22 protein-coding genes are annotated in these 25587 nt (G+C 34.3%); 15 read left to right on the top strand and 7 right to left on the bottom strand.

From position 1 onward, the window contains the following. From T367_RS22950 to T367_RS24965, 6 genes are all read left to right on the top strand, one after another. A partial coding sequence (locus T367_RS22950) for a T9SS type A sorting domain-containing protein (RefSeq protein WP_157454296.1) occupies positions 1–1764 on the top strand: 1764 nt, incomplete at its 5' end. Between the two features lie 245 nt (positions 1765–2009). Continuing rightward, complete coding sequence (gene carA / locus T367_RS0117635; RefSeq protein ID WP_027421037.1) at positions 2010–3101, top strand: glutamine-hydrolyzing carbamoyl-phosphate synthase small subunit; 1092 nt, start codon at positions 2010–2012, stop codon at positions 3099–3101. 32 nt (positions 3102–3133) lie between these two features. Beyond that, positions 3134–4411: a phosphopyruvate hydratase gene (gene eno, locus T367_RS0117630; protein WP_027421036.1), complete on the top strand. Its 1278-nt coding sequence runs from the start codon at positions 3134–3136 to the stop codon at positions 4409–4411. A gap of 163 nt (positions 4412–4574) precedes the next feature. Further along, positions 4575–4796, top strand: coding sequence for a FeoA family protein (locus tag T367_RS0117625; RefSeq protein ID WP_027421035.1), 222 nt, complete (start codon positions 4575–4577; stop codon positions 4794–4796). Further along, positions 4793–6895, top strand: coding sequence for a ferrous iron transport protein B (feoB, locus tag T367_RS0117620; RefSeq protein ID WP_027421034.1), 2103 nt, complete (start codon positions 4793–4795; stop codon positions 6893–6895). The genes T367_RS0117625 and feoB overlap by 4 nt, the downstream gene beginning before the upstream one ends. Beyond that, entirely contained in the window at positions 6895–7041 is a 147-nt protein-coding gene (locus T367_RS24965) for a hypothetical protein (protein WP_157454295.1), read from the top strand. Before feoB ends, T367_RS24965 begins: the two co-directional genes overlap by 1 nt. Before the next feature lie 97 nt (positions 7042–7138). Here the strand turns inward: T367_RS24965 and T367_RS0117610 are convergent, their stop codons facing one another. Then, positions 7139–8329, bottom strand: a complete 1191-nt coding sequence (locus T367_RS0117610; RefSeq protein WP_027421033.1) for an MFS transporter — start codon at positions 8327–8329, stop codon at positions 7139–7141. 315 nt (positions 8330–8644) lie between these two features. On the opposite strand from T367_RS0117610, the gene T367_RS0117605 reads away from it, so the two are divergent. Further along, a complete protein-coding gene (locus tag T367_RS0117605; RefSeq protein ID WP_027421032.1) occupies positions 8645–9880 on the top strand; it encodes a DEAD/DEAH box helicase in 1236 nt (411 codons plus the stop codon). Here the strand turns inward: T367_RS0117605 and T367_RS0117600 are convergent, their stop codons facing one another. From T367_RS0117600 to T367_RS0117585, 4 genes are all read right to left on the bottom strand, one after another. Further along, positions 9881–10339 (bottom strand): SRPBCC family protein, encoded by a 459-nt coding sequence (locus tag T367_RS0117600; protein WP_027421031.1) that lies wholly within the window; start codon positions 10337–10339, stop codon positions 9881–9883. A gap of 1 nt (position 10340) precedes the next feature. Further along, positions 10341–11105, bottom strand: coding sequence for an NYN domain-containing protein (locus T367_RS0117595; protein WP_027421030.1), 765 nt, complete (start codon positions 11103–11105; stop codon positions 10341–10343). A 132-nt stretch (positions 11106–11237) separates the two neighbouring features. Then, positions 11238–11957, bottom strand: a complete 720-nt coding sequence (gene rluF / locus T367_RS0117590) for a 23S rRNA pseudouridine(2604) synthase RluF (protein WP_027421029.1) — start codon at positions 11955–11957, stop codon at positions 11238–11240. A 35-nt stretch (positions 11958–11992) separates the two neighbouring features. After that, a complete protein-coding gene (locus T367_RS0117585) occupies positions 11993–13270 on the bottom strand; it encodes a DEAD/DEAH box helicase (protein ID WP_035845585.1) in 1278 nt (425 codons plus the stop codon). A 159-nt stretch (positions 13271–13429) separates the two neighbouring features. Here T367_RS0117585 and T367_RS0117580 point away from each other — a divergent pair, with 159 nt between their 5' ends. Next, complete coding sequence (locus T367_RS0117580) at positions 13430–14998, top strand: protein adenylyltransferase SelO (RefSeq protein ID WP_394331579.1); 1569 nt, start codon at positions 13430–13432, stop codon at positions 14996–14998. Here T367_RS0117580 and T367_RS0117575 read toward each other — a convergent pair. After that, positions 14995–15804, bottom strand: coding sequence for a hypothetical protein (locus T367_RS0117575; RefSeq protein WP_027421026.1), 810 nt, complete (start codon positions 15802–15804; stop codon positions 14995–14997). The two genes, T367_RS0117580 and T367_RS0117575, sit on opposite strands and share 4 nt — an antisense overlap. A 121-nt stretch (positions 15805–15925) precedes the next feature. On the opposite strand from T367_RS0117575, the gene T367_RS0117570 reads away from it, so the two are divergent. From T367_RS0117570 to T367_RS0117560, 3 genes are all read left to right on the top strand, one after another. Further along, positions 15926–16792 carry an AraC family transcriptional regulator gene (locus tag T367_RS0117570; protein ID WP_051568650.1) on the top strand — a complete coding sequence of 289 codons (867 nt, stop codon included), beginning with the start codon at positions 15926–15928 and terminating at the stop codon, positions 16790–16792. A 276-nt stretch (positions 16793–17068) separates the two neighbouring features. Beyond that, a complete protein-coding gene (locus tag T367_RS0117565) occupies positions 17069–17785 on the top strand; it encodes a pirin family protein (protein WP_211252729.1) in 717 nt (238 codons plus the stop codon). Between the two features lie 23 nt (positions 17786–17808). Continuing rightward, the gene (locus T367_RS0117560; RefSeq protein ID WP_027421023.1) at positions 17809–18336 is read left to right on the top strand and encodes a YceI family protein; all 528 of its coding nucleotides are present in this window, start codon (positions 17809–17811) and stop codon (positions 18334–18336) included. Between the two features lie 91 nt (positions 18337–18427). On the opposite strand, the gene T367_RS22945 is transcribed toward T367_RS0117560, so the two are convergent. After that, positions 18428–19849, bottom strand: coding sequence for a DUF4301 family protein (locus T367_RS22945; RefSeq protein WP_051568649.1), 1422 nt, complete (start codon positions 19847–19849; stop codon positions 18428–18430). A 104-nt stretch (positions 19850–19953) separates the two neighbouring features. Between T367_RS22945 and T367_RS0117550 the strand changes: the two genes are divergently transcribed. The 4 genes from T367_RS0117550 (at position 19954) to secA (ending at position 25161) form a co-directional block, all read left to right on the top strand. After that, complete coding sequence (locus tag T367_RS0117550; protein ID WP_169736084.1) at positions 19954–20685, top strand: O-methyltransferase; 732 nt, start codon at positions 19954–19956, stop codon at positions 20683–20685. Positions 20686–20687: 2 nt separating this feature from the next. Further along, complete coding sequence (locus T367_RS0117545; protein WP_027421021.1) at positions 20688–21239, top strand: cob(I)yrinic acid a,c-diamide adenosyltransferase; 552 nt, start codon at positions 20688–20690, stop codon at positions 21237–21239. 80 nt (positions 21240–21319) lie between these two features. Then, complete coding sequence (locus tag T367_RS0117540; protein WP_027421020.1) at positions 21320–21541, top strand: DUF2795 domain-containing protein; 222 nt, start codon at positions 21320–21322, stop codon at positions 21539–21541. A gap of 224 nt (positions 21542–21765) precedes the next feature. Further along, positions 21766–25161 carry a preprotein translocase subunit SecA gene (gene secA / locus T367_RS0117535; RefSeq protein WP_027421019.1) on the top strand — a complete coding sequence of 1132 codons (3396 nt, stop codon included), beginning with the start codon at positions 21766–21768 and terminating at the stop codon, positions 25159–25161. Positions 25162–25587: the final 426 nt, after the last annotated feature.

Here is a 25587-nt window from a genome sequence, read left to right as displayed (position 1 = left end):
TATACATACTTATGGAGTAACGGTGAAACTACAATGACAATCGATGGCTTAATTGCTGGAGATTACTCAGTAGTAGTAACTGATGCTAATGGATGTACAATTGAAGGTGAAACTGTAACAATTACAGAGCCTGCAATGTTAACGATTGAATTAGGATCTACTGATCTAAACTGTAATGGTGATGAGTCTGGAACAGCAACTGCTTATGTGGGTGGTGGAACAGCTCCTTATACTTACTTATGGAGTAACGGTGCTACAACTGAATCAATTACTGATATAGCTGCTGGTACTTATTCAGTAGACGTAACTGATGCTAATGGATGTACTATCACTGAAGAAGTAACTATTACTGAGCCTTCGGCTCTAGTTATAGAGGCTGATGTTTACGATAACTATTGTTATGGTGAATCTGAAGGTTCTATTAATGTTACGGTAACAGGTGGTACACCAACTTATACTTACTTATGGAGTAATGGTGAAACTACAGCTGTTGTTGCAGGTCTTCCTGCAGGAATATATACTGTAACAGTAACTGATGCTAACGGATGTGAATTATCTGAAACTTTCGAAGTTTCTGATCCAGCTGCTATCGAACTTGATATTGTCTCAACAGACATTACTTGTTTCGGAAGTAGTAATGGTTCTGCAACTGTATCTGCTGAAGGTGGAGTTTTACCTTATACTTACTTATGGAGTAACGGTGAAACTACTGCTACAATCAGTGGTTTAGAAGCAGGAACTTATTCTGTAACTGTAACTGACGCGAATGGATGTTCTTCTGAAGAAGAAGTTGAAATTCTTGAGCCAGAACATTTACATGGATTTGCATCTTCAACTAACGTATTATGCTATGGATCTGCAACAGGTACTGGTACTGTTTACCCAACGGGTGGAACAGCTCCTTATACTTATGCGTGGAGACAAGGTGGTGTAATTGTTTCAACTGAGAACCCTGCTACTAATTTATCAGCAGGAGGAGGAGTAGTAACAATTACTGATGCTAATGGTTGTACTGCAGCTGCTAGTGTGTTTATCAGACAGCCAGATGCACTTGAGCTTTCAATGTCTACTGTAGATGTTGCTTGTTATGGTTCAACTGACGGATCTGCTACTGCTGCTGTAACAGGTGGTACTGCACCATATGCATACTTATGGAGTGATGGTCAAACTACTGCAACGGCTTCAGATTTGACTGCTGGTGCATATAGTGTGACAGTTACTGATGCTAACGGTTGTGAAATCAGTTCTGACGAAATCTTTATTGACGAAAATTCTGAAATCGAGATCGAGTTATCTGAAGTATCATTAGATGGTATCTGTGATGGTGTGATTGCTGTAGAAGTAGGTGGTGGTCTTGCACCTTACACTTACTCTTGGTCTCACGGTGCTGACACAGAAGATGTTTCTGGATTATGTGCAGGTGACTACACATTGACAGTAACTGATGCTGCTGGATGTACTTCTGAGATTACAGTTTCTCTAGTTGATGAAGGAATCAGAGGATTAGTTCATATAGCTGTGGCACCAAACCCAGTTTTAGCTAATGCGCAGATTTTGATTACTGCAGAAGCAAATGAAGACGTAATAGTTCACGTGGTAAGTGATAGAGGTCAAATGGTTATCCAAGATCTTTATAACGGAAACACTGGAGCTGACGGCGAAGTAAGAGTATCTTTAGATGCTAGTTCTTTCGCAAGAGGTTGTTATTTTGTAACGGTAATATCAGATTCTAAAGTAACAGTAGAAAAAATTATCGTACAATAGTAGGGTAATAAATAATAATAAGAAGAGGTTGCCTTTCGGGGCAGCCTCTTTTTTTTTGTCCTAAAAATTTCTAGATCCCCAATTTTAAAGCGAAAACAACACTTTTCCTCTTGAAATGTGGTAATGTTTATAATTTGTTATAAAGAATGCTTTTTTAGAAGTTGATTAATTCTAACTTTGCATCGAAATAAGTTTTTTTAAAATGGAACCTGAATGCATAGGTTCTTAAATTTAACTAATAACAAATGGAGTATAAACCAGCTGCACTTGTCTTAGAAGACGGAACGGTTTTTAACGGACGAGCTATTGGTAAAATTGGTACCACATCAGGAGAAATTGCTTTTAATACCGGGATGACCGGGTATCAAGAAGTATTCACAGATCCTTCTTATTACAATCAAATCCTTATAATGACAACCGCGCATATCGGTAACTACGGTATCAAAAATGATGAAGTTGAATCTGACTCTATCAAAATTGCTGGTCTTGTCACTAAAAAGTTTTCTCAGATGTACTCTCGGGTCTCTGCTGATGATTCTTTACAGAACTATATGGATAATGATAATGTGGTAGGAATTGCTGACATTGACACTCGTGCTTTAGTAAGACATATTAGAGATAAAGGTGCAATGAATGCAATTATATCGTCTGAAGAATTAGATGTATCAGTTCTGAAATCAAAATTAAAAGACGTCCCATCAATGGATGGATTAGAGTTAGCCTCGAAAGTGAGTACTTCTTCAATTTATGAAGTAGGAAATCCCGACGCTAAGTATAAAGTTGCTTTGATGGATTTTGGTGTGAAACAAAATATCATAAGATGTTTAGTTGAACGTGATTGTTATGTGAAAGTATATCCACAAAACACAAAGCTGGAAGAAATTAAAGCTTTTAATCCAAATGGGATTATGTTGTCTAACGGACCTGGAGATCCAGCTGTTATGCACAACGAAATTCAAAACGTTAAAGAGATGACTGAAAGTGGAATTCCAATCTTTGGAATTTGTTTAGGTCACCAAATTTTAGCTTTAGGACAAGGTCTTAAAACTGAAAAAATGCATAACGGGCATAGAGGAATTAATCATCCGATAATGAATTTAATTACCGGTAAATCTGAAATCACTTCTCAAAACCACGGTTTTGTTGTGACGAAAGATTCAATTGCAGATCATTCAAATATTACAATGACGCATGTTCATTTAAATGATGAAACTGTTGCGGGGATTAAATTTAATGATCGTAAAATATTTTCGGTTCAATATCATCCAGAAGCCTCTGCAGGGCCACATGATTCTCGTTATTTATTCGATCAGTTTATTGACAATATGAATAGTTAATTCAATATAGAAATTAATAATAAAATTACAGTATGAGTTATATTGCAAAAATTAGTGCAAGACAAATTTTAGATTCGAGAGGGAATCCTACGGTTGAAGTTGATGTTTTGACAACTAATGGTGTTTTAGGAAGAGCCGCTGTGCCTTCAGGAGCATCTACAGGAATTCATGAAGCAGTTGAATTACGCGATGGGGACGAAGGTTTCTATATGGGTAAAGGTGTTATTAAAGCTGTAAATAATGTGAATACGGTTTTAAATGAAGCACTAGAAGGGCAATTCATTTATGATCAAGCAGGATTAGATAATTATATGCGTACCCTAGATGGTACAGAGAATAAAAGTAAATTAGGAGCCAATGCAATTTTAGGTGTATCATTAGCCATTGCAAAAGCTGCAGCACAAGAATCCGGATTACCGTTGTATAGATACATTGGAGGTGTAGGAGCAAATACTCTTCCTGTTCCAATGATGAATATCTTAAATGGAGGATCACACGCTGATAATAAGATTGATATTCAAGAATTTATGGTGATGCCTTTTGGGGCAAAAACATTCAGTGAAGGTTTACAAATTGGTACTGAAATATTCCATACTTTAAAATCAGTTCTTAAGAAAAAAGGACATAGTACAAATGTTGGTGATGAAGGTGGTTTTGCTCCTAGTTTAGGATCAAATGATGAAGCGATTGAAGTCGTTTTAGAAGCGATTGAAAAAGCAGGATACCGACCAGGTGAAGATGTATATATTGCTTTAGACGCTGCTTCTTCTGAATTTTATAAAGAAGGGAAGTACGTTTTTGAATCAACTGGAGAATCTAGAACATCAGCTGAAATGGTTGATTTCTGGAAAGATTGGACGAAAAAATATCCGATCGTCTCTATTGAAGATGGTTTAGCTGAAGATGATTGGGATGGTTGGAAATTACTGACTGACGCAATCGGAAAAGATGTACAAATTGTAGGTGACGATTTGTTTGTTACAAACTCTCAAAGACTTGCAACTGGTATTGAAAGAGGTATTGCCAATTCAATTTTAGTAAAAGTGAATCAAATTGGTACTTTATCTGAAACAATTGACGCAGTTAGTATGGCTACAAGAAATGGCTATTCTTCAGTAATGAGTCATAGAAGTGGTGAAACAGAAGATAGTATTATTGCTGATCTGGCTGTTGCTTTAAATACCGGTCAAATTAAAACAGGCTCTGCATCTAGATCTGATAGAGTTGCTAAATACAATCAATTGCTTAGAATTGAAGAAGAATTAGCTGGAATGGCCTATTATCCGGGAAAGAACTTTAAGTTCCTATAAAAAAATAATTTATAAAAAAAGCAGTTATATTCGTTTGAGTATAACTGCTTTTTTTGTTATCTATACCACTTTTGTGGTATTCTTCGATCATTTTAAACGCTTTAGTTTTGAACTTCGAATCTTCTCAATCTAAATTATTTATATTTGTTCCAAATAACAAAAAATGGAAATTAAGTTGTCGGATTTTAAAAAAGGTATGAAGGGGAAAATTATTGATGTCCTTGAAAATCCTGTCTCAACTAAATTGGCTGAATTTGGCATATTGCCAGGGGTAGCTTTTTCCATTTTAAACAGAGCTCCATTTAAAGGACCAATCTTCATTCAAATTGATAATAATCGTATCGCCTTAAGATTTAAAGAAGCTGCTTTTATCGTTGTAGAATGAATAGAACAACAAATCCAATTAAAATAGCTCTTGTCGGTAATCCTAATATTGGTAAAACCACCTTGTTTAATAAGTTATGTGGTTTAAATCAACGAACAGGAAATTACCCAGGTGTTACGATCGATAAAAAAATCGGAAAAGTAAATAATGTCAGCAGAGAAATTGAATTAATTGATTTACCTGGGATCAATAGTATGTTCCCTAATTCTAAAGATGAAGAATTAGTGGTAAAATATTTATTGAATAAAAAAGCAATTGACTATCCCGATAAGTTGATCGTGGTGGTATCTGCAATTAATTTAAAAAGGAACCTTTATTTATTCGATCAGATTCGCGACTTAAACGTACCTATCATTCTGGCAATTAATATGACAGATCTTGCGCTTAAGCGAGGTGTGGCAATTGACATAGACGAGTTAAAAAAGAGATTACAAATTCCAATTGTTTTAATTTCAGCTAAGAACTCTGATGGAATTGACGAACTAAAGGGATTTATGTGTGCAGATCAAACGATCGAGTCACGTGAAATTCATTACTTGCAAGAAGATGAGATTTCAACTTTACATGAATACGCATCTTTTCGGAATAGTTTTTTTGATCAGAATGATATTTATGCCTATTTCCTTGAATTGACGAGTAAAACGGAATTATCTGAGGCTGATCAATTAATGAAGGAGAAATTCCTTAAAGACAACGAAATTGATCAAAGACGATTAAAAACGAATTCTTCCATCCTCAGATATAAACATATCAATACTATTCTATCCGATACTGTTAAGGTTGATAAATCTGAAGCAACAGACTTAACAACCCGATTAGATCGAATTTTTCTTCATCCAATTTTTGGATATATTATTTTTGGATTAATACTTTTCGGAATTTTTCAAGCAATTTTTTGGTTGGCTTCATATCCAATGGATCTAATTGATATGGGCTTTGCTAATCTTTCAACGGGCGTAAATAACCTATTACCTGAAGGATATTTCACAAGGTTGCTAACTGAAGGTCTTATTCCTGGATTAGGAGGTGTGATTATTTTTATTCCTCAAATAGCCATTCTATTTTTATTGTTTTCTATTCTTGAAGAATCCGGTTATATGTCTCGGATTGTATACCTAACAGACAGACTGATGCAGCGTTTTGGAATGAGCGGTAAGAGTATTATACCAATGATTTCTGGATTAGCATGTGCCATTCCAGCTATTATGGCTGCAAGAACGATAGAGAACAGCAGAGAACGATTGATTACAATACTTGTCACGCCATTATTAACTTGTTCGGCTAGAATACCTGTGTATGTTGTGATTATTGCTTTAATCGTCCCTGATGATCTAAATGTTTGGATATTTAATGCGCAAGGATTGGCTTTAATGGCGCTATATCTACTTGGAATTATGATGACTTTCATTGTTGCTTTCGTTTTGAAGATGATAATGAAGCCTACTTATAAGAGTTATTTATTAATGGAAATGCCTGAATATCTAAGACCAGATCCAAAAAATGTATTGATTCGAGTGTGGCATAATGTAAAAGCGTTTGTATGGAATGCTGGTAAGATTATCATTGCTACAGCTATTATATTATTCGTTTTGGCGACAAACGGAGGCGACGCTTTTAAAGGGGCAGATGAAACAATTAAAACCGAATACCGTGATTTGAGCATCGAAGAGCAAGACGTTTTGATTAGCTCATATAAAATTGAAAATTCGTATTTAGGTATTATGGGCCAAGCTATCGAGCCTGTTTTAAAACCATTGGGTTACGATTGGAAAATAGGCATAGCAATAATTACCTCTTTAGCAGCTAGAGAAGTATTTGTAGGAACAATATCGGTTATATACGCCATCGACTCTGAAGAAGAAATGACGATTCGCGATCGCTTAAGAAATGAAGTAAACCCGACAACTGGTTTACCTGTGTTTGGATTAGCAACTTGCGTTTCCTTATTATTGTTTTACGCATTTTCTTTACAATGTATGAGTACAGTGGCTGTAACTTATAAAGAAACGAAGTCACTTAGATGGACGAGTATTCAATTTATATATATGTCCTTATTGGCTTACTTTTCAGCACTTATCGCATTCCAATTATTAAGCTAATGGAAAATATCCAAACTTATATCGTTTATACACTTTTTGGTCTAGCACTGCTATTCTACGGCTATAGATGGTATAAAAAATATTTAGCCAAGAAGTCTGAAAACTCGACAAAAGCATGCGGTTCAGCTGGCGGTTGTGATTGCTAATATGCTGATTTAGATTTCATCAATTAAGCGCAGCTGTGATATATGGCTTCAGTAGATTTTAGAGCAGTGGACTTAGCTTCTTAGACAATATTCCCTTTTATTTGGTTTTATGCAAGAGGAATAAAAAGAAGACAGATAATAGGCTCAATCCAGCAAAGAAATACCACGATACAGCAAATCCATAATCTTCTACTAAATGTAGACCAAGATTGTGACTAAATATATGGGCAATGGAAAATGCAATGCTATATAAGGCCATGTATTCTCCCTGTTTTCCTCTATTGGCGCGTTCCATTGCGAATGAATTTGAAAACGGAAAAGCAATCATTTCACCAATCGTAATCAATAACATAGAAATGATTAAGATTCCTACCCAATCAGTTAAATTCATCACCAAGAAACTTAAGGCAATAAATATTACACCGATTAGAATTAATAGTACCGCCGATTTTTTCGCATCCTCAAGCCATTTTATTAAAGGCATTTCAAATAAGAAAATAAGAAAACCATTCCCAGCAAAAAGTAATCCTATTTCTAATTCACTCAATTGATTTGGACCTTTATAGTAGAGTGGAATAGTAGAGAAAAATTGAAGGAACCCAATTGCAAATAATATTGTTGCACCAATAAATAACCAATATTTTTTATCAGTATAAGCTGATTTTGGGTGTTCAACAATTGTTTCATCTATAGCGATTGCTCTTTTCGGATTCAGGACATTCATTAATAAAAATCCTGCAATTATACATGAAATACCATCAATCCAAAATAAACCACCATACCCTAATTTTACAATGATTAAACCTCCAATGGCTGGTCCAGCAGAGAAACCTAAATTTATAGCCAATCGAATTAAAGTTACTGACCGCGTTTTGTTTTGTGGTTTACTGTATGCTTTCAGAGCAACAAAAAGTGCTGGTCGGAACATATCAGCAACAACCATAAGTACGAAAACACCAATACAGAACTCAATAAAAGTTGTAATATATTGTAATCCGATAAAGATAAATCCTGAAAGTATTAAACTAAATACCATCGTTTTGTAAGCACCGATTTTGTCGGCCATTTTGCCACCAATCCACGAACCAACAACAGAGCCAACACCAAACGAACTCATAATCCAACCTACATCAGACAATGAATAGGATAAACTTTCGGTAAGGTATAATGATAAAAATGGAATCACCATAGTTCCAGCTCTATTAATGAGAGTTACTAAAGCAAGCCACCAAACCTCTTTGGAGAGATCTTTAAATGAATTGATGTAAAATGATGTAAGTTGTTTCATTTAATTAATTGATTAGGGGTAAAAAAAAAGAGCCCGACGTGACCGTCGAGCTCTTTTATATAAAATTGTTGGTTTAATATCATATCAATTGGCATCTCCGGCGATTGTTTTGTTGTGGACAAACGTCATAAATTTTATTTGTGATATTAAGCTTCATTGTTTTATTTCTGTGATTCGTATTACAAAATTAGAAAATTATTTTTATTTACCTCAATTAAAATTGATTGACAGCGTTTTTATGGACTAGTTTAACTTAAATTATTGTACAACGGCAAATTCAAGTATCTTTGTGCCTCCTGATCAATCAAGACAAATATGCATTTTATAGAGCTAGGATTAAATAACTTATTACTTAAAGTAGTTTCAGAACTTAATTTTAAAGCACCAACTCCAATTCAAGAGCGTGTTATACCATTAATGCTTCAGAATAAGGACATCATAGCATCCGCAGAAACTGGTTCTGGAAAAACAGGAGCCTTTGTTTTACCCATTCTTGAAGGGATGTTGCGAGATAAGATGGTGGTTAAAAAAGGGAAGAAAATTCGTGCTTTAATCATTAGTCCTACACGTGAGTTGGCTGTTCAAATAAATGATCAGATCAAATTATTCGCGCAATACACCAATATTACCTCTTCGGTTATTTACGGTGGGGTGCAAATGGATTATCAGGTGAATGAATTAAAAAAAGGGATAGACATTTTGGTGGCTACTCCTGGTAGACTGTTAGATTTATTTAAACAGGAAAAGATAAATTTTGATTGGGTAGATAATTTTATCATTGACGAGGCAGATTTAATGCTGGACATGGGATTCATTGATGATGTCCAAAAAATAGAGACTTTATTACCTGAATCTAAGCAAACCGCTTTGTTTTCTGCAACAATGCCTATGAAGGTTGAAGGGTTGGCAAAGACTATTTTGAAAGATCCAGAAATTATCTCATTGGTGAGTCGAAATAGAACCGTAAAAAATATCAATCAATTGATGTATTATGTTTCTAAAGCGAATAAAATCGAACTTTGTTTACATTTACTGAGAAATTCAATTGAGGGGAATATTATTATTTTCCGTCGAACTATTTTTGGGGTAATAAAATTAGAAGAGACACTCTTAAAGAACAATTATAAAGCTGCGAGTATACATGGCGATAAAACACAAGCCAAACGACAAGAAGCATTAAATCAGTTAAAAAGTGGAGAGATTAACATTCTTATTGCAACGGATGTAGCTTCGCGAGGGATCGATGTAGAAAATTTAGATGCTGTTATTAATTTTGATTTACCTAATGTACCAGAAACATACGTTCATAGAATTGGTCGCACGGGTAGAGCAGGTGAGGTAGGAACAACGCATTCGTTTTGCGGTGCAGATGAAAGAGATTACGTATTAGCGATTCAGAAATATACGCATTTTGAAGTGCCAGTTGTTGAAGATCATCCTTTCCCAATGGATCCAAACGAAAAGCCACAGGTTCATCGTAAAAAAGGAAGTAAATATAAAAAAGGAAGAAAATCTGAAGCTTCTAAAAAGAAGAAAAAACGTTGGTATTAATCACGAATTCATTTCACAGTACTTCTTAAGCACTTTATTTCTTCTCATTAAAAGCCGCTTCATATATTTTTTTAAGAATAGTTTATTAGCTGTGATACCCAGAATTCCCAAAGGTGCTTCAAATTCAAAAACATCTTTCATTAAAGTGCTTTCGGTGTTGAGTTCTTCAAAAACATGAATATGTTTAAAGCTCTTGAACGCGCCTTTTACCATTTCGTCGGTAAACGAATGCGGCGGATCCATTTCGGTAATTTTTGAAGTTAAGTTTTGATATATACCGAAGTGTTTTGCCCTCCAAATTACTGTTTCATTTAAGCCGAGTAGACCGGTAGTTTTATCTGATATCACCTCTTCATTTGTACTGCGCATAGAAAGTTTATGCAAGTCAATACTTCTGGCCATATCAAATACTACCGTTTTATTCTTATTTATTATGGTTTCCAGATGAATTATTGGCATTTTAATCCTTGTTTTTTACATATATATGCTTAATTCTTTTGTTATCATCAGCTTCTCTTGCATCGATTTCAAAATTGTCATTCAGTGATTGAATCATAGGTGTTAATTTTTGAAAGCCATAGTTCCGAGGATCGAAATCAGGTTTTTTCTTCAATATTAAATTCCCCAAATCCGCCATCGAAGCCCAGCCATTATCGTCCGCGATATCTTCTATAGAGCGGCGAATTAAATTTATAAAACTTGCACTTAAAGTATCAAATTTAGCATTAGCTGTTTTGGTACTTTTTGTCGTTGTTTTTTTAGTTTTATTGGCTCCAGTTCTCGCTCCACTAATAATTTCAATATATATAAACTTATCACATGCTACAATAAACGGTTTTGGTGTTTTTTTTTCACCAATACCAATTACAACCATGCTTGATTCCCGTAATCTGGTTGCTAATCTTGTAAAGTCACTATCACTTGATACTAAACAGAATCCATCTACTTTTTCGCTATGTAAAATATCCATAGCATCAATGATCATTGCAGAATCGGTCGCATTTTTACCTCTAGTATAGCCGTACTGTTGAATAGGGGTAATGGCATGTTCTAATAATGCTGGTTTCCAACCAGAAACAGTCGGAGCGGTCCAGTCACCATAAATTCGTTTAATTGTAGGTGTACCTAATTTTGCAATTTCATCTAACATTCCTTGAATATTAGAATATGGTATATTGTCGGCGTCTATTAAGACAGCCAATTTTAAATCTTTATTTTCTTTCATAATTTTTTCCAACGAATTGGGAGGGAATATCTTAATAATCAGATATTTTAAAATGCAAAATACAAGCTGTTAAAAATGTATTTCTCCGAATTTAAGTTACGAATAATTAATTGAATATTTGTTAGTATTCAACTAATTTGTTTTTTGAGAATCTGAAATTAGGGCGTTAATTTCAGTTAATTCGCTATTAGTTAAATCTCTATATTGACCAGTAGGAACATCTAACTTAATATTCATGATCCTTATTCTTTTTAATTTAGTCACATTATAATCTAGGTATTCACACATTCTTCTAATCTGTCGATTCAATCCTTGTGTTAGAATAATTCTAAATTTAAATTTACTAATTTGTTCTACTTTACATTTACGGGTAATGGTATCTAAAATAGGTAACCCATTGCGCATCCGCTTCAAGAAAAGATCACTAATAGCCCTATCAACTTCCACGATATATTCTTTTTCGTGATTATTTCTAGCTCTAAGTATTTTATTAACGATGTCTCCGTCATTGGTTAATAGGATAAGGCCTTCACTCGGTTTATCAAGTCGACCAATAGGGAATACACGTTTAGGATAATTAATATAATCGATAATATTATCCTTTTCAACACGCGTATCTGTTGTACAAACGATTCCAATGGGCTTATTAAAAGCAAGGTAAACAAACTCTTCTTTGGGTTTGTTAATTTCTTTACCATCAACGGTTACAACATCTGTGGAGTTTATTTTAGTACCTAATTCTGGCACTTTCCCGTTGATTTTGACACGGCCTTGATCAATAAGCTTATCCGCTGCTCTACGAGAACAGTAGCCAGCTTCAGTAAGGTATTTATTTATTCGAATTAAGTCCAAAAAACTATAAGTTTAGGAAACTAGATTGTATAAATCTAGTTTCTTGGTTTACGTCTATTCCAAACATTTTTATTGCCCGATTGCCCTGGCTTCTTATTTGACTTTGGTTTGTTGTTCCTATTACCTTGTGAAGGTTTTTTTAGACCCACAATTTCAGAATCTTTTCGCGTATCAACATAAGGATGATCTTTAATAACAGGAACCTGTTGTTTGATCAGTTTTTCAATACCTTTTAAATACGGTCTTTCTTCTAAATCACAAAAAGAGATGGCTTTACCACTTGCTTTCGCTCGTCCTGTTCGACCGATACGGTGAACATAGGTTTCTGAAATATTTGGTAAATCATAATTCACAACAAGTTCTAATTGAGAAACATCAATTCCTCTCGCAGCAATATCTGTTGCAATTAAAACTTTTGTCTTGCCATCTTTAAAATTAGACAATGCATTTTGACGTGCATTTTGTGATTTATTACCATGAATGGCTTGCGCTGTAATTTTCGCCTTACTTAATAATCTAACAACTTTATCGGCACCGTGTTTAGTTCTTGCAAAAACTAAAGTACTCGCTGCATCTTCAGATCTTAATATATCGACAAGTAATTTTGGTTTGTCTTCTTTACTTACAAAATAAAGCGCTTGTTCAACTTTTTCTGCTGTAGGCTTATCTGGCGAAATTGTAACGCGCTCGTATTTACCTAAAATTTTCTCAGATAATTCAACAATACTCTTTGGCATTGTAGCAGAGAAAAATAAAGATTGTCTTTTTGCAGGAAGCTTAGTTAGTAATTTTTTAATGTCATGAATAAAACCTAAGTCAAGCATTTGATCGGCTTCATCTAAAACAAAATATTCTATATCATTCAATTTGATAAAACCTTGTCCCATCAAATCTAATAATCTACCAGGAGTAGCGACTAAAACATCAACACCACGTCTCAAGGCATTTGTTTGAGCACCTTGTTTAACACCACCAAAAATAACTGTATTTCTAATGTCAGCATTCTCACCATATTCAGTGAAATTATCTGCAATTTGAATCGCTAGCTCACGTGTAGGTGTTACAATTAGTGCTTTAATTTTTCTATGTGTTTTATTTCGATGTTCGTCTAAATATAACTGTTGTATAATAGGAATAGCAAAAGCGGCAGTTTTACCCGTACCGGTTTGTGCACAACCTAATAAATCTGTTCCGTTAAGTAAAATTGGAATAGACTTTTCTTGAATTGGAGTTGGATTTGTGTAGCCTTTAGTTACTAAAGCTTTTAGTATTGGCTCAACAAGATTTAAATCTTTGAATGTTTTCAATGTCATGTATATATATGTAGTACAAAGTTAACTGAATTGTTTAGATAATAAGGTTCTTTCTTTAAGGTAGGACTTATAAACTCACGAATACTTGTAAATTTAGGTCGAATTATACGTCAAAGTATTAGAAGAGGGATAATCAAGACAGATATTAAGGAATTCAAAATGATAAAAAATCAAAAGTTCAAAATCAATTCGACTTTCACAAACGAATTGCCAGCGGATAAAAACAGAGAGAATAGGCCGAGGCAAGTAGAGGAAGCTTGTTTCTCATTTGTAAAACCTGTAATTCCAAAAAAGCCTGTACTGCTGCATAGCTCTGAGGTTTTAAAAGTTGAATTGGGATTAGATAATCTGTCGGACGATCAATTTTTGGCTTTAATGACTGGGCAGACTCAATTTGAAGGAATGGAATCTTATGCCATGTGTTATGGCGGACATCAATTTGGAAATTGGGCAGGACAATTAGGAGATGGTCGTGCGATCAATATCGCCGAAATTGAATACAATAATAATCGGAATGTTCTGCAATTAAAAGGATCTGGTCCAACGCCATATTCAAGAGGCGCTGATGGATTTGCAGTATTACGATCGTCCATTCGAGAGTATTTAATGAGTGAAGCAATGTATAATCTTGGAATTTCAACAACTCGTGCTTTATCACTTTCTTTAACTGGTGATGAGGTTTTGCGTGACATGCTTTACAATGGCAATGCTGATTATGAAAAGGGCGCTGTGGTTTGTAGAGTTGCGCCTAGTTTTATTCGTTTTGGTAATTTTCAATTATTAGCAGCGCGAGGCGATGTCGATAATTTAAAAGTTTTAACTGATTATACCATTCAACAATTTTACCCAGAACTTGGGGAGCCGAATCGAGCATCTTATTTAGCCTTTTTTCAAACTGTTGCCAATCAATCAAAAGAGATGGTTTTGAATTGGCAAAGAGTAGGTTTTGTACACGGTGTTATGAATACTGATAATATGTCGATATTGAGTCAAACCATTGATTACGGTCCTTATGGTTGGTTAGAGAATTTTGATCCAGGTTGGACACCAAATACAACGGATGCGCAACACAAACGATATCGATTTGGAAATCAACCTTCAATTGTTCTGTGGAATTTAACACAATTGGCGAATGCTTTGTATCCTTTAATCGAGGATGTACCTGCTTTAGAAAAAGTACTAGAAGGGTTTAGAGATGATTTTCAGGCGGAACATTTAGTCATGCGTTTAAGTAAATTAGGTTTGTTTACGATGGTTGAAGGAGATGATCAACTCATGAATGAATTGGAAAAATTATTGTATCGTTCTGAGATTGATATGACCTTATTTTTTCGAGATTTAAATAAATTTGATTTAGAAAATCGAGCAGCTACGTTAGATCGGCTTTATGAACAAACATATATGGACAAGGTCCATTTTCAAAACTTTGTAAATGATTGGACGAGTTGGATTAATCAATATGCAGAACGTTTAAAAGTCGAGGAAATATCCGATACAGATCGTATAGAGCGCATGAATAAAATCAACCCTAAATATGTGCTTAGAAATTATATGGCACAATTGGCTATTGATGCTGCAGACAACGGTGATTATTCGATAATTGATGAATTGTTTCAATTATTAAAACAACCTTATGACGAACAACCTGAAAATGAAAAATGGTTTGTGAAAAGACCCGAATGGGCAAAAGAAAAGATCGGCTGCTCAATGTTGTCTTGTAGTTCTTAACCTTTAATAATAAAACCTATATTAAGACTTGTTCCTTGTCCAATATTTCTTCCTGTAATTACAGTGCTTGCACCAACATAATAACCAAATTTATTACCAAGTGGTTGATAAAAAGTACCACCAACTTTATGATAACTAACACCTAGTTTTCTAAAAGTGTCGGGAGTTGGTGTGCCTTGATAGTCCAATCCGCCAGATGTGTTTTGAAAGTCATACCAAAAATCAAAATAATATTTAGCTGTTGCTTTACCTAGTTTTAAAGCGGCTGTTACAGCGGGAGGCACCGGATCAAATTTATAGAGATATGCACCTTGTAGCGTCACAAACCAATTTGATTCCATATTTAAATGAATTACTGGTCGAAAATCTAATACTTTGGCTTTTTGCCCAATTGCACTCAAGCCTTCTGATACATATTCTGCGAGATTACTACTGTATCCAAATGCAAAACTGACTTGTAAATCACTTTTATCTAAACCTACATTTAAAAGCAATTTTTTAAGATAAATACTTCCGTCTTGAATTGATTTAACTTTATTGATCGCTACATAAGGCAATCCAAAATAAACATCAAAACCTTTGGTAATACCGTAAGCGCCAAACAAATTAGCGTTAAAAATTGTTCTTGAAATACCGACTCTATTAGTACCTGCAAAGTATTTTTTATGAACTTCAATGCCACCACCAATACCAATTTCTAAAGCGCCTTTACCTTTGTAAAATCCGTCAACGCGGCCTTGACTATATAGAAGGGAAGAAGAAAATAATAAGACAGAAAAAGTAAGTAAGTAGATGTAGTATTTCATTTAAATTATGATTTGTTAATATGTATTCAATGTTAAGATTGATTTCGTAAATTTGAACACACCGATAAAAAGCGTATTCCAAGGTAACGAATTTTTAATACTTTTTATTACAATCCTTTTAATGGACAAAATTAAAATATATCAAAATGTCAATCGAGAGAAACCCGAAGTTAGTTTTAGTATCTCAAGAATGGGGGATGTTTACGACAAACATAAAGGAAAAGTCGATGAGCCACATCGACATGATTTTTTCACCGTAATTCTCGTAAACAAATCTGCTGGACAACATATTATAGATTTTAATGCTTACGAACTGGGAGAAAAACAAGTTTTCTTTATCAGCCCTGGTCAAGTTCATCAAGTGATTGAGCATGAAAGATCTGACGGGTATGCCATGGTTTTTTCAAATGCATTTTTAGTGGAAAACAATATTGAAAGAAATTTTATTGATAATCTAAATTTGTTTTATGATTATGGTCAAAGCCCTCCTTTGATTATTTCAGATGAGCAGCAGCAAAATTTAATTGATTTGGCTGAAGCTATTATTAAAACATTTCACTCAAATCAATCATTCCAGTCACAAACAATTGGAGCCTACTTAAAGATATTCCTTATTCATTGTAATAATGCCTGTACCCAAAATGAAAGAGGTCCTCATGAAATAGAAGCAGGAAATTCTTCGCTTAAGAAGTTTAAATTATTAGTTGATCAACATTATAAAGAATGGCATGGTACCGCTGATTATGCTGCTGCAATGCATATAAGTCCTGATCATCTAAATAGAACTATTAAAAGTTTGATTGGAAAAACCGCTAAAGAATATATTCAGAGTCGAATAATTATTGCGGCCAAAAGGTTGATTTTTTTCACCGATAAGTCTGCTAAAGAAATAGGGTATGAATTAGGTTTCAGTGAAGCTTCTCATTTCAGTGCTTTCTTTAAAAAAGAGACAGGTAGTTCTCCAATTCAATTTAAAAATCTTAAGTAATACCCTCCAAATTCTACTTAGCATTTCCCTATATCGGATTTTTGTAATCCTTTCCCGTTTTATTGTATCCTAATTTTATTAAAAGCTTGCGAACTTTGTACTGTTCAATTAATCAGACAGATGGATCGTAAGAGATTTTTAAAAAGCACATTGATCGCAGGAGCGATTAGTACAATTAGTCCAAGGTTATTAAAAGCTAGTGACTCTTCATCTACATATGATCAATTAATTGATCAAGTTGGATTTAATCATTTACCTAATAAGGAGATAAAAACGATGAAAACAGTAATTCACAAGGCAAATACAAGAGGTCATGCAGATCATGGTTGGCTGAATTCTCATCACACATTTAGTTTTGCCAATTATCACAATCCAGAAAGAATGCATTTTGGTGTTTTAAGAGTTTTGAATGATGATATAATAGCAGGAGGAAGAGGGTTCGGAACCCATCCGCATGACAATATGGAAATTATATCAATTCCGTTAGCCGGTGCATTGGAACATAAGGATGATATGGGGAATGTTGCAGTTATAAACGAAGGCGATATTCAGGTAATGAGTGCAGGTACAGGTGTGTTTCATAGCGAATACAATAAAAGTGCTGACGAAACAGCAAAATTTTTACAGATATGGTTATTCCCGAATAAGAAAAATGTCACACCCCGATATGATCAATTAAAACTTGAGACAGATAAAAAGAAGAATGAATTGCATCAAATTCTATCTCCCAACGTTGATGATGCAGGTGTTTGGATTCATCAAAACGCATGGTTTAGTTTAGGCGATTTTGACAAGGCTAAAGAAGTTCAGTATCATTTAAATGATAGTACAAATGGTGTTTATGTTTTTGTGCTTTCGGGTGAAGTTGAAATTAATAATAATCAATTAAACCAAAGAGATGGAATGGGGTTGTGGGATACTGATGAGTTAAAAATTACAATTAAAAACAAGGCAAAAGTCCTTCTCATGGAAGTGCCTATGCAAATACAATAAATAACGATTAAAAAAAGATAAAAATGGAAACATTAACAAAAACAAAATGGGTAATAGACCCAACACATTCAGATGTTGCTTTCAAAGTAAAACACATGATGATTTCAACAGTTTCAGGAAAGTTTGAAAACTTTGAAGCTAATATTGAAACAGAAAATGATGACTTTAAGGAGGCTGAAATTAACGTTGCTGTGAATATTGATTCGATAACAACGAATAATACAGATAGGGATAATCATTTAAAATCTGATGATTTTTTCAATGCTGAGAAATTCCCAACGATGAAATTCAAGTCAAACGCATTTGACGGATCAACTTTAAAAGGTGATTTAACGATAAGAGATATAACTAAGTCCGTGGTTTTGGATGTAGATTATAATGGAACAGCGGTAGACCCTTATGGGCAAACTAAAGCTGGGTTTGAAATAACTGGAGAGATTAATAGAAAGGATTTCAATTTATCGTGGAGTGCAATTACTGAAGCAGGGAATATTGTTGTTTCGGATAAAATAAAGTTAACGATAGATGCTCAATTTATTAAACAGGCTTAATAGATTTTATTGAGTTTGAGAAATAAAAATATCACAAAAAATTAAAGAGGATCGAATTCGTTTGGTCCTCTTTTTATATGATACACAAAACTTACTTCTCGCGATGTAATGGTTTTAATAGATCTAAGACTGTTTTAACAGGGCTGAAACAATTGCTATCTATTTGGTAAAATAAGGTTGTCCATTTCGCCATGCCGCCATTCCAAAGTCCAGGTTCTTCAATAAACTTAACATCTTGACCTTGGGCATTTTTCTTCACAATAAAATATTTGTTCTCATCTCTAAAATCAAATAAATCAAATTTTTCTCCTTTATAATTCTTAGGAGCGCAAATAATTTCAACTGGATTGAAATGAGTTGATTTTATCAAAATACCTAATTGCTTAGAATTTGTAGAAATTTGAGACTTTTCAACAATCTGTTTAGATAATTTACCGTCCGTATCTTTTATCCAAAATGGACCACCACCAGGTTGCCCTTCGTTTTTAACCATTCCGCATATTCGAATCGGACGATTTAAAATTTTGTAAATTTCTTCAGGATGATCAAATAAAACTTGGTCTACCTGTAGGTCAAATTTCTTGTTCAACTCAATAAATTCCTCCGGTTGATAAGTATTATTATCAATTGATTGAAGGATCTTAAATGCACGTTGTTGAAATTCAACTAAAACACCTCCTAATGCTTTTCGTGTTTGAATTGAAACCTCCGCAAAATTGTTGTGTTGAATATTGTCAATATTTCGAATGAAAATTAAATCGGTTTGGATATCATTCAAATTCTTTAATAAAGCACCATGTCCTGCAGGTCGCATAATTACATTCCCAGAATCGTTAACGGCCGGTTCCATACCTTCTGTAAATGCGATAGAGTTGGTTGCTGGATCTTGTAGCGAAAATTCGAATGAGAAATCAAATCCAGTTATTTCACGTAGAATTTTAATGCTGTGTTTAATCTTGTCTTCAAAAGGTTCGGCAATAGTAAAGTGAAAATTCGCTTTATCACCAGATATTTGCGTGCCTTGTAATATATGTTCTTGAAAAGGGTTCAATATAAAATGACCATATTTATGAAAAGGGATCAATCCTTTTGGCAAATGGCCAAAATTAAAGCCTTTTTCGGTGATCAATAATTCGATGAATTGATTCACTTCAATTTCACCAGATTTTAATTTATTTTTAACCTCTAGGGACAATTTATTATAAAAAGCAAAGTCCTCAATACTATTTAATAAGTGCTCAATGAATTCGATTGTGTCATCATTAGGAGCGCCGTCTTTAATAAAGTCAAAAAGGGATCCGAACATTCTTGAACCAGAACCGCTGGCAGGAATGAAAAAATAAACCTCTAAATCTTTAATGAGTTGTTCGAATTTTTTAGCAGATTCAATACTGTCAGACTGACTTAAACTAATAATTCCATTCCCAATTCTACAGGGGTGAGACAATTCAATAGTTGGATTGCCGTTTTGTAATTTCGATTTTTGTAGATTGATTTTTTCTTCCAGGTTCATTAAGATCCGATTGATTAAACTTTAAAGAGGATAAATATAAGTTTCTTTCTAGTATTTTTGTCGTCACAATGTTAAAATCCTATTTAAAATACAGATTTAAAAGCGTGAATGCCCACGGATTGCATTCTCCGTTCGTATATGAATTCTATACCAAGGTGGTTAAATCGGCCAAAAAGCGGAATGAAAATCGAATTGAAAAATTAAGAAAGTCGTTAATTAAAGACCAATCAATAGTTGAGGTGAGTGATTTAGGTGCAGGATCGAAATCCTCAAAATCCACCCAACGAAAGATTAATGAAATTACAAAATCGGCTAGTATTCCACCTAAATTCGGCAGGTTAATTCAAGCTATTATTGGCTTTTATAATTGCAAGGAGTTGTTAGAATTGGGGACTTCGATGGGAATAGGATCAGCATATATGGTGTCGGCATCCAATTCACCAAGATTAACAACGATAGAGGGTTGTCCAAATATTGCAGCAAAGGCAAAGGCAAATTTTGACGCGTTAAATCTTGATAATATTGATTTATTGATAGGTGATTTTGATACGGTTTTAGGCAATAAGATCAATCCTGACAAAATATTCGATCTTATTTATATAGACGGAAACCATGCGTATGAGCCAACGATGCGATATTTTGAATTCGCCTTAAAGCATACTGATGAGGACAGTTTTATAGTTTTTGATGATATTTACTGGAGCGATGGAATGACCAAAGCATGGGAGGAGATTAAAAAATTAGATAAAATTCATGTGAGTATGGATTTGTTTAGAATGGGCATAGTCTGTAAAAAACAAAAGCAACGCAAACAGGATTTTATTTTAAAATATTAAAGATGAAAGTTTACACAAAAAAAGGAGATTCAGGCACAACAGGTTTAATTGGAGGGACAAGAGTGCCAAAATATAATATTCGTATTGAAGGGTATGGAACAGTAGATGAATTGAATTCTTATATTGGTTTGTTGCGAGACAAATCAATTGAGGAGCGATTCACTGAGGAGTTAATTCAAATCCAGGATCGATTATTTACGATGGGAAGTTGGTTGGCATCTGATCCTGAAAAAGGAAAAATGCAATTGCCAGAGATTCATGAGTCTGACATTTTGGCTCTTGAAAATTCAATAGATTGGATGGATGAACAATTGGAACCTATGAAAAACTTTGTTTTACCAGGAGGGCATGAAACTGTTTCGTTTTGTCATATAGCGAGATGTGTTTGTAGAAGGGCAGAAAGGTTAGTGACACATTTAAATGTCGAATCACCAATCAATCCATTAATACTTGCTTATTTAAACAGATTGAGTGATTATCTCTTTGTTTACAGTCGTTATTTGACACATAAATTAAATGCAAAAGAGGTGGCTTGGCAGCCGAAATTAAAATAATTAATAAAAAAGTCAATAATAAACTTGTATTTCTGAGTAATAAAATTACTTTTGCGGAAAATTGAAATAAAAAAACGGTTATGTATTGGACGTTGGAATTGGCTTCATATTTAGAAGATGCACCTTGGCCGGCAGCAAAAGACGAGTTAATTGATTTTGCTATGCGGACAGGAGCTCCATTAGAGGTTGTAGAAAACCTACAAGAAATTGAGGATGAAGGCGAATCTTACGAAAGTATAGAAGAGATTTGGCCAGATTATCCGACCAAAGATGATTTTTTCTTTAATGAAGATGAATATTAAAAATAAAGACCTGCCTTGAGCGGGTCTTTTTTTTTGCAAAAACTTTGTTTGACGAATATCCGACATTTATTCAGAGGGTATTTGAAATAACAGACAGAATGTCGTAAATTATTGTTTGGTATGAAATCTGACTAACAATAATTAAATCGGAGATATTTCGATGAAATAGTTTATAAATCAAGAGAACTCGTTATTTTTGGGCGAATTATATAATTTGAGATAGAATGTTAGGAATTTTAAAGAAGTTGATAGGGGATAAGTCGAAGAAGGATGATAAAAAATATCAACCATATGTTGATAGCGTTTTGGCTGTTGAAGCGGCAATTAAACAGTTGTCGAATGACGGATTAAGGGCTAAGACAGCTGAGTTTAAAGCTCGAATTCAAGAGGATAAACAAGATTTAGAAGATGAGATCACTAAATTAAACAAGCAAGTTGATGACAATCCAAAAATGGATTTTCAAGATAAAGAGGCTATTTACAGTCAAATTGATAAGTTAAAAAAGGAAATTGATAAAACAATTGAAATCACTTTAGACGAGATTCTTCCAGAAGCTTTTGCTGTAATTAAAGAAACTTCGCGTCGTTTTGCTGACAATGACTTTGTTGAGGTAACTAGAACAGATAATGATGTTCGTTTAGCAGGCAAAAAAGATCATATCAAACTAGAAGGTGATAAAGCAATTTGGGCAACTACATGGAATGCTTTTGGTACGCCAGTAACATGGAATATGGTTCACTATGATGTGCAATTATATGGTGGAGCAGTTTTACATAAAGGAAATATTGCAGAGATGCAAACAGGGGAGGGAAAAACATTGGTTGCAACCTTGCCAGTATATTTAAATGCATTAGCAGGTAAAGGCGTTCACTTAATTACAGTGAATGATTATTTGGCAAAACGAGATTCAGAATGGATGGGGCCAATTTACGAATTCCACGGTTTAGTTGTAGATTGTATTGATAGACATAAGCCAAATTCACCAGAAAGAAAAGAAGCGTATAAAGCGGATATTACTTTTGGAACGAATAACGAATTTGGTTTTGATTATTTGAGAGACAATATGTCGTCTAAAGCAGATGAAATTGTGCAAACAAAACATCACTATGCAATTATTGATGAGGTCGATTCAGTTTTAATTGATGATGCAAGAACACCATTAATTATTTCGGGACCAATGTCTGGTGGAGATAAGCATGAGTTTACAGAATTAAAGCCAAAAATTGAAAAAATTGTTGCTGCTCAGAAAAAGTTAGTAAATGATTTATTGATTGAGGCAAAAGCTAAATTAAAAGGTTTAGATACGGGTGAAGTTGATAAAGATGCCTTATTCGATGGTGGTGTTGCTTTATTAAGAGCTTATAGAGGTTTTCCTAAAAATAAAGCATTAATTAAGTATTTGAGTGAAGGTGGAATAAAAGCACAATTATTAAAAACTGAAAACTATCACTTGCAAGATCGTGAAAAGGAAATGCCTAAAGTTGATAAGGAATTGTATTTCGTAATTAACGAAAAAAACAATACAATTGAATTGACTGAAAAAGGAATTGACCTTTTATCATCAGGAGAAGATCGTAATTATTTCATCATGCCTGATTTAGCATCTGGAATCAATGAAATTGAGAAAAAAGGATTAAGTCAAGAAGAGTTATTGAATGAGAAAGAACTTTTAATACAAGATTTTACTGTAAAATCTGAAAGAATTCATACCATCAATCAATTGTTAAAAGCATATTCATTATTCGAAAAAGAAGTTGAGTATGTAATCATGGATGACAAAGTAATGATAGTCGATGAGCAAACTGGTCGTATCATGGACGGTAGACGTTACTCTGATGGATTACACCAAGCAATTGAAGCGAAAGAGAATGTGAAAATTGAAGCAGCTACACAAACGTATGCGACAATTACATTGCAAAACTTTTTCAGAATGTACCATAAATTATCGGGGATGACCGGTACTGCAGAGACTGAAGCGCAGGAATTATGGGATATTTACGAATTGGACGTGATTGTAATTCCTACTAACAGACCAATTCAACGAAATGACCAACAAGATTTAGTATTTAGAACACAACGTGAGAAGTTCAACGCAGTTATTGATGAAATTCATAAACTAGTTGAGGCTGGTCGTCCAGTATTAGTGGGTACAACAACAGTAGAGATTTCAGAATTATTAAGCCGAATGCTTGATATGAGAAAAATCAGTCACAATGTATTGAATGCCAAATACCATAAAAAAGAGTCAGAAATTGTATCGGAAGCAGGGCATACTGGTCGTGTAACCATTGCAACGAATATGGCTGGTCGTGGTACCGATATTAAATTATCAAAAGAAGTATTAGCAGCTGGTGGTTTAGCGATCATCGGTACAGAAAGACATGATTCAAGACGTGTCGATAGACAGTTAAGAGGTCGTGCTGGTCGTCAAGGTGATCCAGGATCTTCTCAGTTCTTCGTTTCTTTGGAAGATAATTTGATGCGTAAATTCGGATCAGATAGAATTGCAAAGATCATGGATAAAATGGGGTATAAAGAAGGTGAAGTAATTCAGCATTCTATGATCTCTAAATCTATTGAGCGTGCACAGAAAAAAGTGGAAGAGAATGCTTTTGGTGTACGTAAGCGATTATTGGAATATGATGATGTAATGAATGCGCAAAGAAATGCCATTTATAGAAAAAGACGAAATGCATTATATGGAGATCGATTAGAATTAGATATTTCTAATATGTTCTATGATGTTGCTGAAGAGGTTGTAAATGATCACTTCCCAAAAAGAGATTTTGATAATTTCGAATTAGATTTAGTAAAATATTTAAAAATTCAATCACCAGTTACACGTGACGAATTTGAGAGTATTGATCCAGGAAAATTGATTGACTCAATTTACGATCAAGCAATGAATGCTTATGAAGATAAAGCAGATAGAATTTGTGAGATGGCTAAACCTGTTATTGCGCAAGTTTATCAAAACGAAGGTGAGCGTTATAAAAATATGATGTTGCCTATTAGTGATGGCATCAAATCAATCAATACCATAGTAAATCTTGAAGAAGGCTTTAATACAGAAGGTAAAATTCTTAAAAAGCAAATTGAGAAAATGATTACTTTAGGTTTTATTGACAATGAGTGGAAAGAGCATTTACGTCAAATGGATGATTTGAGAACAGCTGTTCAACATGCATCAATTGAGCAAAAAGATCCTTTGGTTATTTATAAAAAAGAATCATACGAATTGTTTAAGGGGATGACTGGTAAGATGAGTAAAGAAGTTGTTTCTTTCTTAGCGAAATCTGATCTACCTCAAAAAGCAGCGACTGAACAACCTGTTGTTACACAAAACGACCAAGGAAATTCAGGTGGCGCTTTTAGTAATGCTAAAGAACAAAGTAGAGTAGAGGAGTTTTCTGGAAGTGAAGGTTATGATCAGGCAAGAGAAAATGCTGGTGGTCGACCAAAACCAAAACGTGAACCAATTGTTGCAGAACAAAAAATTGGTAGAAACGATAAAGTTGAAATCAGAAATTTACAAAGTGGAGAAACCAAAGAAGTGAAATTCAAACAAGCTGAAGGGTTAATCTCAACAGGACAATGGGTGATCGTTCGTTCGTTATGAATGTAGTCTAGAGTCGTTAGTTGATAGTCTTTAGGCCAGCTCATGCTGGATGAGATCGATCAGTTACGATTTTATCTTAATAAATAATATTGAATTGGAGAAGGAGATCATTAATGGTCTCCTTTTTTTATGCGTTATACTTTGGGCGTTCTCCGTCTCAGATCATTTCGGCTATGCTCAATGATCTGAGGCGAAGTCGGGCTTTCCGTTCTAATCTTTTACCTGTCCGTCCGCCTCAGGCGGATGGACAGATAAAAGGATATCCACTTCAATCCCTAACGCAAAAAGACAAAAGATGGCATGACAAAAGATCAAAGATGAAAGAGGTCACCTTTGCTTATTTTGTTCGGCTGATAGCCGTATGAGGATCGGATTATATGTGACCCCTACAGGGTCATAGCACCTTTTCAGTATTCGGGGTTAGGT

Source organism: Crocinitomix catalasitica ATCC 23190 (assembly GCF_000621625.1).
In the GTDB taxonomy this organism is placed as follows: Bacteria; Bacteroidota; Bacteroidia; order Flavobacteriales_D; family Crocinitomicaceae; genus Crocinitomix; species Crocinitomix catalasitica.
This window is presented reverse-complemented; position numbering and strand designations above follow the sequence as displayed.

Excerpts from the sequence above, each read along its gene's own strand:
- T367_RS0117625 (WP_027421035.1), top strand. The coding sequence starts at position 4,575 with ATGGAAATTAAGTTGTCGGATTTTAAAAAAGGTATGAAGGGGAAAATT.
- T367_RS0117575 (WP_027421026.1), bottom strand. The coding sequence starts at position 15,804 with ATGAAATACTACATCTACTTACTTACTTTTTCTGTCTTATTATTTTCT.
- carA (WP_027421037.1), top strand. The coding sequence starts at position 2,010 with ATGGAGTATAAACCAGCTGCACTTGTCTTAGAAGACGGAACGGTTTTT.
- secA (WP_027421019.1), top strand. The coding sequence starts at position 21,766 with ATGTTAGGAATTTTAAAGAAGTTGATAGGGGATAAGTCGAAGAAGGAT.
- T367_RS0117595 (WP_027421030.1), bottom strand. The coding sequence starts at position 11,105 with ATGAAAGAAAATAAAGATTTAAAATTGGCTGTCTTAATAGACGCCGAC.
- feoB (WP_027421034.1), top strand. The coding sequence starts at position 4,793 with ATGAATAGAACAACAAATCCAATTAAAATAGCTCTTGTCGGTAATCCT.
- T367_RS0117560 (WP_027421023.1), top strand. The coding sequence starts at position 17,809 with ATGGAAACATTAACAAAAACAAAATGGGTAATAGACCCAACACATTCA.
- T367_RS0117605 (WP_027421032.1), top strand. The coding sequence starts at position 8,645 with ATGCATTTTATAGAGCTAGGATTAAATAACTTATTACTTAAAGTAGTT.
- T367_RS0117600 (WP_027421031.1), bottom strand. The coding sequence starts at position 10,339 with ATGCCAATAATTCATCTGGAAACCATAATAAATAAGAATAAAACGGTA.
- T367_RS0117610 (WP_027421033.1), bottom strand. The coding sequence starts at position 8,329 with ATGAAACAACTTACATCATTTTACATCAATTCATTTAAAGATCTCTCC.
- T367_RS0117585 (WP_035845585.1), bottom strand. The coding sequence starts at position 13,270 with ATGACATTGAAAACATTCAAAGATTTAAATCTTGTTGAGCCAATACTA.
- T367_RS24965 (WP_157454295.1), top strand. The coding sequence starts at position 6,895 with ATGGAAAATATCCAAACTTATATCGTTTATACACTTTTTGGTCTAGCA.
- T367_RS0117545 (WP_027421021.1), top strand. The coding sequence starts at position 20,688 with ATGAAAGTTTACACAAAAAAAGGAGATTCAGGCACAACAGGTTTAATT.
- T367_RS0117565 (WP_211252729.1), top strand. The coding sequence starts at position 17,069 with ATGAAAACAGTAATTCACAAGGCAAATACAAGAGGTCATGCAGATCAT.
- T367_RS22945 (WP_051568649.1), bottom strand. The coding sequence starts at position 19,849 with ATGAACCTGGAAGAAAAAATCAATCTACAAAAATCGAAATTACAAAAC.
- T367_RS0117540 (WP_027421020.1), top strand. The coding sequence starts at position 21,320 with ATGTATTGGACGTTGGAATTGGCTTCATATTTAGAAGATGCACCTTGG.
- T367_RS0117570 (WP_051568650.1), top strand. The coding sequence starts at position 15,926 with ATGGACAAAATTAAAATATATCAAAATGTCAATCGAGAGAAACCCGAA.
- T367_RS0117580 (WP_394331579.1), top strand. The coding sequence starts at position 13,430 with ATGATAAAAAATCAAAAGTTCAAAATCAATTCGACTTTCACAAACGAA.
- eno (WP_027421036.1), top strand. The coding sequence starts at position 3,134 with ATGAGTTATATTGCAAAAATTAGTGCAAGACAAATTTTAGATTCGAGA.